Origin of the sequence: Clostridium sp. MT-14 (genome assembly GCF_042436595.1) — a bacterium.
Lineage (GTDB): Bacteria > Bacillota > Clostridia > Clostridiales > Clostridiaceae > Clostridium_B > Clostridium_B aromativorans.
Map to the genome: position 1 here is coordinate 1 of NZ_JBHMIY010000079.1, position 1644 is coordinate 1644.

A 1644-nucleotide genomic window follows, 5' to 3' on the forward strand; every position below is an offset into this window, starting at 1 on the left:
TAGCTCAAGGCACAAAACGTAATGAAAATATTTGGCTTTGAGCGAATTTTTGTTTTATTATTAAGCCATAGGGATTTCGGTACACTACAAATCACGGGGAGGTGAGTGGGCTGTCTAGCTTGCCAGACGACCGTATGTTTATATGTGTAGACTGCCTTTTCAAGCACAAATAAGTGTACCTTTGAGTACGTAACCTTATCTTTGTTTAAACAATCTCGTTTAAATGCTAGGCTGTCAGTCAATGTCGTTTATCCCTATAATTTTTTAGAACTTCTTAGTTCAGAAAGGAGTCCCATATGGCTTTGAAAATCGTGTACAAAATCTGTTGTGGAATTGATGTCCACAAAACTTTTGTAGTTGCTTGTATTGCAACTACTAATTCTATAGGTATTACTACCTACAAGAGCCATCGCTTTTCTACCTACACGAGGGGTCTGAAAGAGCTGTTACAATGGCTGCTTGAGTCTAATTGTAAGGATGTCTGTATGGAATCTACCGGTAAATACTGGATTCCCGTGTACAACGTCTTAGAAAAAGGTTGTTCCATTGTACTTGCACATCCTAAATACGTTAAGGCTATTCGTGGTAAAAAAACTGACAAGAAAGATGCGAAATGGACTGCTGACCTGTTTAAGCATGATCTTGTTGCCGGTAGCTTTATGCCTCCTGCTGATATCCGTCAGCTGCGCGACCTTATGCGCTATCGTTACAAACTAACCTGCTTTATGTCCAGCGAGAAGAACCGTCTCCAAAACTGTCTCACGGTTTCCAACATTCAATTGGGAAACGTTGTTTCGGACACTTTTGGTAAAAGTTCAAAAAGAATTTTAGACAAGATTCTTGAAAATCCTTTGGATACTTCTTTTGATATTAAACCTTTAATTCATGGCTCTATGAAGAACAAAATTCCCGAACTAGAGCTCGCCGTTGATGGATATATTTCTCCTGAACAGGCTGGTAAATTAAAGATTATTAAGAAGCATTTTGAGGATTTGGAATCCCGGAAAGCAGAGTTAGAAGAACTGATTCTTGCGCTCGCCAGTCCCTATCAGCAAGAACTCGACCTAATTCTAACTGCTCCATCATTTAAGAATCCTTTCTCTGCAATTACTGTTATTTCAGAAATTGGTGTCAACATGGAGGCTTTTCCTTCGGCGAAACACTTATGTTCATGGGCAGGTCTAACTCCTACCAACAATGAAAGTGCAGGGAAGAAAAAATCTGTCCGGGTTTCCAAAGCCGGATGCTACATCAAGCCACTTTTAGTACAATGTGCTACTTCTGTGGTTAAAAGTGAAAAGCATCCAGAAATACGTAACCGCTATCTTCGTTTAAGAAAGCGTCGCGGTCACAAGAAAGCAATCATTGCAATAGCAAGAATGCTTCTAACAGCATTATACAATATGTTAAAAAATAAAGAAACTTATAATGCTGAACTTTATAGAAAGGCAGATGTTATACCTGTTGAACGTGAAATCACAGTGGAGCAAGCAATTTTAATGGCACAGTTCCAAGGTTACAAAATCAAGTCAGCTACCTAACCTTAACTTGCTAAATATTTAATTTTCAAAAAGTCATCAAATGATGGCTTATTTGCTATGCGCTTTTACTATGTTTCCAATTCATACTTTAATTTTCAACCTT

Annotated in this window: 1 protein-coding gene; it reads left to right on the forward strand. The window is 38.3% G+C overall.

The genetic code is table 11. The features are described from left to right. Positions 1-296 precede the first annotated feature (296 nt). Positions 297-1541: an IS110 family transposase gene (locus ACFHWD_RS20545; RefSeq protein ID WP_229981244.1), complete on the forward strand. Its 1245-nt coding sequence runs from the start codon at positions 297-299 to the stop codon at positions 1539-1541. Positions 1542-1644: the final 103 nt, after the last annotated feature.